The sequence below is a fragment of the Devosia sp. genome, from assembly GCF_017307565.1.
Classification (GTDB): domain Bacteria; phylum Pseudomonadota; class Alphaproteobacteria; order Rhizobiales; family Devosiaceae; genus Devosia.
This window is the reverse complement of record NZ_JAFKHD010000033.1, coordinates 1-4867: the sequence shown is the minus strand read 5'-3', so window position 1 is coordinate 4867 and position 4867 is coordinate 1. Positions and strand designations below refer to the sequence as shown.

Below are 4867 nucleotides of genomic sequence, written 5' to 3'. Positions count from 1 at the left end.
GATCGTGCCGATCCCCTGCACGTTGGAGTGCCCCCGTAGCGGCAAGAGGCCAGCAAAGCGCTTGCCGATCATGCCGCGCACCAGCGCCAGGTTGGAAATGGCCTCAACATTGGCAACGCCATGCACATGGTGGGTCATCCCCATGCCCCAGGCAAAAACGGCATTCTGGGCCCGGCCATAAGCCGCCGCCACCCGCGAAATCTCCTCCCGCGAGACCCCGCAGGCCTCGGTGATCTCGCCCCAGGAAAGCGTATCGAGATCGTTACGGAATGCCTCGAAGTCGGCTCCGTAGGCCGCAATAAACGCCCGATCCTCCGTGCCCTGCTCCAGTACGGCCTTGGTCAGCCCCTTGAAGAGCGCAATGTCCGACCCGATCCGCGGCTGCAGATAATCTGACGCGATATCGCTGCCGCCCTTGAGCATGGACACCGGCGATTTCGGCACCGCGAACTTGACCAGCCCCGGCTCCTTGGCCGGGTTGATGACGATCACCTGCCCGCCCCGCTCGCGGCAGTTCTTGAGCATGTGAATGAAGCGCGGATGGTTGGACGATGGATTGGCCCCGATCACGAAGATCAGATCCGCGCCGGTCAAATCCTCCAGCTCGACCGTCGAAGTGCCCTTGCCGATCGTGGTGGCCAGCCCCTCGCTCGTCGCCTGATGGCAATAGTAGGAGCAGTTGTTGACGTTGTTGGTGCCATAGGCCCGCGCCAGCAACTGAAACAGGAACCCCGCCTCGTTGGACGAGCGCCCCGAGGAATAAAAGAACGTCCGCCTCGGATCGGTCTCTGCGAGACGGTGCGCTGCATGATCGAGCGCCGCGTCCCAATCGAGCGGCTCGAAGCGATCCGACCCGGCCCGGCGAAAGATCGGCGTGCCGAGCCTCCCCAGCCGCTCCATTTCGCGGCCGGTCAATTCGCTGAGTTCAGCGATCGTGTGCTCGAAGATCGGTTCGGGGATCGGCGGCTGAATATCGGTCGATTGGGCCTGCACCGACTTGTTGCAGACCGAGGGGAACTCATCGAGTTCATTGGTCATGCCGCCGTGCTGGCCGCCCATGCCATAGGCACAGGCCTTGCAGGTATTCTTGGCCGTCAGCGCCTTGGCTGCCTTGCCCACACCCATCTTCCCGATGGTCGAGAGCGTATAGAGCACCTTCTTGGGGCCGCCGCCCACGACATGACTGGTATCGGCCAAACCTGCCTCCCGCATTCCGAACCCACATTGTCGGCGCAGAATGCGGGCGAGGCAAGCCGTGAAGGGGCCTAGTAGACCGCCTTCACATACATGTCGTCCGGAATTGGCCCCCGATGGTAGTCGGGGTGCCGAATGCGCTGCGGCAGTACGACTTCCGGCTTGGGCACGTCCTGATACGGCACCGACGCCAGGAGATGCGCGATGCAATTGAGCCGCGCACGCTTCTTGTCATCGGCATTCACCACCCACCACGGCGAATCCGTGGTGTGGGTGCGCGCCAGCATGTCTTCCTTGGCCTTGGTATAGTCTTCCCAGTGGCGGCGGGACTCCATGTCCATGGGTGAGAGCTTCCACTGCTTCAGCGGGTCCTGAATGCGCATGCGGAAGCGGAATTCCTGCTCTTCATTGGTGATGGAGAACCAGAATTTGATGAGGATGATCCCCGAGCGGATCAGCATCTTTTCGAATTCCGGCACCGTGCGGAAGAACTCTTCGAGCTCATCCGGGCTGCAAAAGCCCATGACCCGCTCGACGCCAGCCCGGTTGTACCAGGAGCGGTCGAACAGCACCATTTCGCCGGCTGCCGGCAGGTGCGGCACATAGCGCTGGAAATACCACTGCGTCTTTTCGCGGTCAGACGGCGCGGGCAGCGCGACGACGCGGCAAACGCGGGGGTTGAGACGCTGGGTGATACGCTTGATGGCCCCGCCCTTGCCGGCGGAATCACGGCCTTCAAAAATCACCGCAACCTTCAGTTTGTTATGAACAATCCAGTCCTGCAGGCGGACCAGTTCGTGCTGTAGACGAAAGAGCTCGCGGAAGTAGACATTGCGGTCGATCGACTTGCGCCCAGCCCGCTCGCTGTCTTCTGCCAGCGCTTCGAGATGGTCGTCTTCGAATTGCAACTCCAGCTCTTCGTCAAAACTGTCAGTGAGTTCTTCACGGATGCGATCAAGCTCCGCCTCGAATTGGTCGAAGCGCGCGTTCTGATCAAGGTCGTTCACGGTTAGGCCCTCCGGGTGCGGCACTCATTGGCCACACCAGGATTGCAGTTTTGTGACAGATTTCAATTGGCCATCGAGGAACGATGCGCCCACCCCGTCATTCGCTTCTCGACCCAGGCCATCAGCGCATACATGGCGATGCCCTCGACGGCGAGCATCAGCAGCCCGGCAAACACCAACGGCACGTTGAAGTTGGATTGCGCCGAAGCCATCATATTGCCCAGCCCCGAATTCGAGGCCACGGTCTCGCTCACCACCGAGCCGACAAAGGCCAGGGTAATCGCCACCTTCAGCGAACCGAAAAAGTACGGCATCGATCGCGGAATGCCGACCTTGAGCATGATGTCCATCTTCTTCGCCCCGAGCGCTCGCAGCACGTCCTCGGTTTCCGGCTCGATGGTCGCGAGGCCCGTCGCCACGTTGACGACAATGGGGAAGAACGAAATCAGAAACGCCGTCAGCACCGCCGGCACCGTGCCGATGCCGAACCAGATGACGAGGATCGGCACCAGCGCGACCTTGGGAATGGCATTGAAGCCAACCATGATCGGATAGAGCCCCGCATAAATGGTCTTCGACCAGCCGATGAAGAGCCCAATGCCCAGCCCTGCGACGACGGCAATCAGAAAGCCGAGCACGGTGGTATAGAGCGTCTGGATCGAGTTCTTCCAGATCGGCGACCAATATTGCACGATCGCCTCGAAAACCCGCGTCGGCGTCGGCAGGATGGTGTGCGGCAGCCCGGAAATTCGAACGCCGACCTCCCAGATCACGAAGAGTCCGATGGTGTAGAGAAACGGCGCCAGCCGCACCCAATTGACCTTGAAGGTGGGCTTGGGCGGCACTGCGACCGGCGTCGTCGTATCGAGCGTCGTCATGCGGCAACCCTCGCAGTGGCGATTTCGCCGTGCAGCTTCTGCACCATTTCGTTGAAAGCCGGCTCATAGAGCAGCTCAAGCTGGCGCGGTCGTTCAAACGGCACTTCGTGCTCGGCGATCACCCTGCCCGGCCGCGCCGACATCACCACCACCTTGTCCGCCAGAAACACGCTTTCGCGCAGGTCATGCGTCACGAGCACGATAGTGACATCCTGGCTCGCATGCAGGTCGCGAATGACGCACCAGAGCTCTTCGCGGGTGAAAGCGTCGAGCGCGCCAAACGGCTCGTCGAGCATCAGCAGTTCCGGCTCGTGGATCAGCGCGCGGCAGAGATTGGCGCGCTGCTGCATGCCGCCCGAAAGCTGCCATGGAAACTTCTCGCCAAAGCCCTTGAGCCCCACGGTTTCCAGCAGCTTTTCGGCCTTCGCGACATATTCCGCCTTGTGGCTGCGCAGGCGATGCCGGTGCTTCTCGACGATCTCCAGCGGCAAAAGGATATTCTCGAGCGTCGTCCGCCACGGCAGCATGGTCGGGTTCTGAAACGCCATGCCCACAATGGATACGGGCTTGGTCACCTGGCTGTTGGCCACGATAACGGCGCCGGCCTGCGGAATATGCAGCCCCGTCGTCAGCTTCATCAGCGTGGACTTGCCGCAACCCGAAGGCCCCACCACGGCGACGAACTCGCCGCGATTGATGCGCAGATTGAGCCCGCTGACCGCCAGCGTGCCGCTCGGCCCGCCATAGCGCATGTCGACATTTTCAATGGAAACCAGCGGCGAGGCCATGTCGCACCCTTGAGGTTGGAAGGGTCCGCTTCGGGCCATCCCCGTTCCCTCGAAAGAACGGCCCGAAGCGGAAGTCCCCGGGCGCCCTTTCGCCCGGGAATTCTGCCCTCCCCCCGTGGGGGGAGAAGGGCGAGTGTGCTTACGGCAGCCTGCGTTCGGCAGCCGGAGCGAGATATTGCGCATCAAAGACGTCTGCCGCACCGACATTGCCCTTGAGACCCATCGACACTTTCAGCGTTTCGATCGAGGCTGCGAGGCGCGCCTCATCGATGCCGCCAAAACCGTGCTCGACGACGTATGGGGTCTTGATGTTCATCTCGTTGGCCATGGTGAGACGCGCCGTTTCGGTGTCGATATTCAGCGTCTCATTGCGGGCCAGGACCGCCGCCGCGCCCGCCGCCGGATCGGCGACTGCGTCGGCAAAGCCCTTGGCCAGCGCACGGAGAAAACCCCTCACCGCCTCCGGATTTTCCTCGGCAAAAGCCTCGTTGACCATGATGGCATTGCCATAAAGGTTGAGCCCGTGATCAGCGAAGAGAATGGTGGCGATGTCATCATCCGGAACCCCGTTCGCCTTGAGGTTGAGGATCACCGAAAAGGCAAAGCCGAAGACGCCATCCACATCGCCTGAGGCCAGCATCGGCTCGCGCACCGGGAAGCCGATCGACTCGAGCGTGATGCCCGACGTATCGATATCGGCGGCCTCGACAAAGGCAGGCCATTGCGCAAACGCGCCATCCGGGGGCGGAGCACCCAGCTTCTTGCCTTCGAGCGATTTCGGATCGTCGGTGATCCCGAGAGACTTGCGACCGATCACCGAGAATACCGGCTTGTCATAGACCATCATCACAGCCTTGACCGGCTGTGAGGCGTCTTCGTCGAGAAACTTGATCAGCGAATTGATGTCGCCAAAACCGAACTGATAGGCGCCGGTCGCAACGCGCGGGATCGCTTCCACCGAGCCGTTGCCGGTGTCTACCGTGACGTTCAGCCCCTCATC

At 61.6% G+C, this 4867-nt stretch carries 5 protein-coding genes; all 5 read right to left on the bottom strand.

What is annotated here, in order from left to right:
* A partial coding sequence (locus tag J0I64_RS00530) for a molybdopterin-dependent oxidoreductase (RefSeq protein ID WP_291405397.1) occupies window positions 1-1197 on the bottom strand: 1197 nt, incomplete at its 3' end.
* Between the two features lie 68 nt (window positions 1198-1265).
* Entirely contained in the window at window positions 1266-2201 is a 936-nt protein-coding gene (gene ppk2, locus J0I64_RS00525) for a polyphosphate kinase 2 (protein WP_291405395.1), read from the bottom strand.
* Window positions 2202-2263: 62 nt separating this feature from the next.
* A complete protein-coding gene (locus J0I64_RS00520) occupies window positions 2264-3079 on the bottom strand; it encodes an ABC transporter permease (RefSeq protein WP_291405393.1) in 816 nt (271 codons plus the stop codon).
* The gene (locus J0I64_RS00515) at window positions 3076-3867 is read right to left on the bottom strand and encodes an ABC transporter ATP-binding protein (protein WP_291405391.1); all 792 of its coding nucleotides are present in this window, start codon (window positions 3865-3867) and stop codon (window positions 3076-3078) included. Before J0I64_RS00515 ends, J0I64_RS00520 begins: the two co-directional genes overlap by 4 nt.
* 139 nt (window positions 3868-4006) lie before the next feature.
* Window positions 4007-4867: ABC transporter substrate-binding protein (locus J0I64_RS00510; RefSeq protein WP_291405389.1), on the bottom strand; the 861-nt coding region annotated here is incomplete at its 5' end.